Source organism: Pseudomonas sp. SMN5 (assembly GCF_052041925.1).
Classification (GTDB): domain Bacteria; phylum Pseudomonadota; class Gammaproteobacteria; order Pseudomonadales; family Pseudomonadaceae; genus Aquipseudomonas.
The window spans coordinates 1-1,592 of sequence record NZ_JBKGGX010000057.1 but is presented as its reverse complement, the minus strand read 5'-3'; the positions used below and the strand labels follow the sequence as shown (position 1 = coordinate 1,592).

The window sequence follows — 1,592 nt, the reverse complement described above, 5'->3', positions numbered from 1 at the left end:
ATGAGCAAGCGTACGAATTTTCGGCGAATGTCGTCTTCACAGTATAACCAGATTGCTTGGGGTTATATGGTCAAGTGAAGAAGCGCATACGGTGGATGCCTTGGCAGTCAGAGGCGATGAAAGACGTGGTAGCCTGCGAAAAGCTTCGGGGAGTCGGCAAACAGACTTTGATCCGGAGATCTCTGAATGGGGGAACCCAACCAGCACAAGCTGGTTATCTTACGCTGAATACATAGGCGTAAGAAGCGAACCAGGGGAACTGAAACATCTAAGTACCCTGAGGAAAAGAAATCAACCGAGATTCCCTTAGTAGTGGCGAGCGAACGGGGACTAGCCCTTAAGCTTCTTTGATTTTAGCGGAACGCTCTGGAAAGTGCGGCCATAGTGGGTGATAGCCCTGTACGCGAAAGGATCTTAGAAGTGAAATCGAGTAGGACGGAGCACGAGAAACTTTGTCTGAATATGGGGGGACCATCCTCCAAGGCTAAATACTACTGACTGACCGATAGTGAACCAGTACCGTGAGGGAAAGGCGAAAAGAACCCCGGAGAGGGGAGTGAAATAGATCCTGAAACCGTATGCGTACAAGCAGTGGGAGCCCACTTTGTTGGGTGACTGCGTACCTTTTGTATAATGGGTCAGCGACTTATTTTCAGTGGCGAGCTTAACCGAATAGGGGAGGCGTAGCGAAAGCGAGTCTTAATAGGGCGTCTAGTCGCTGGGAATAGACCCGAAACCGGGCGATCTATCCATGGGCAGGTTGAAGGTTAGGTAACACTGACTGGAGGACCGAACCGACTACCGTTGAAAAGTTAGCGGATGACCTGTGGATCGGAGTGAAAGGCTAATCAAGCTCGGAGATAGCTGGTTCTCCTCGAAAGCTATTTAGGTAGCGCCTCATGTATCACTGTAGGGGGTAGAGCACTGTTTCGGCTAGGGGGTCATCCCGACTTACCAAACCGATGCAAACTCCGAATACCTACAAGTGCCGAGCATGGGAGACACACGGCGGGTGCTAACGTCCGTCGTGAAAAGGGAAACAACCCAGACCGTCAGCTAAGGTCCCAAAGTTATGGTTAAGTGGGAAACGATGTGGGAAGGCTTAGACAGCTAGGAGGTTGGCTTAGAAGCAGCCACCCTTTAAAGAAAGCGTAATAGCTCACTAGTCGAGTCGGCCTGCGCGGAAGATGTAACGGGGCTCAAACCATACACCGAAGCTACGGGTATCACGTAAGTGATGCGGTAGAGGAGCGTTCTGTAAGCCTGTGAAGGTGAGTTGAGAAGCTTGCTGGAGGTATCAGAAGTGCGAATGCTGACATGAGTAACGACAATGGGTGTGAAAAACACCCACGCCGAAAGACCAAGGTTTCCTGCGCAACGTTAATCGACGCAGGGTTAGTCGGTCCCTAAGGCGAGGCTGAAAAGCGTAGTCGATGGAAAACAGGTTAATATTCCTGTACTTCTGGTTATTGCGATGGAGGGACGGAGAAGGCTAGGCCAGCTTGGCGTTGGTTGTCCAAGTTTAAGGTGGTAGGCTGAAATCTTAGGTAAATCCGGGGTTTCAAGGCCGAGAGCTGATGACGAGTTACCCT

At 50.8% G+C, this 1,592-nt stretch carries 1 rRNA gene; it reads left to right on the top strand.

Annotation, left to right across the window (positions count from 1 at the left end):
• Window positions 1-68 precede the first annotated feature (68 nt).
• Window positions 69-1,592: ribosomal RNA gene (locus ACLEJR_RS26955) — 23S ribosomal RNA — on the top strand; the annotation flags it as partial.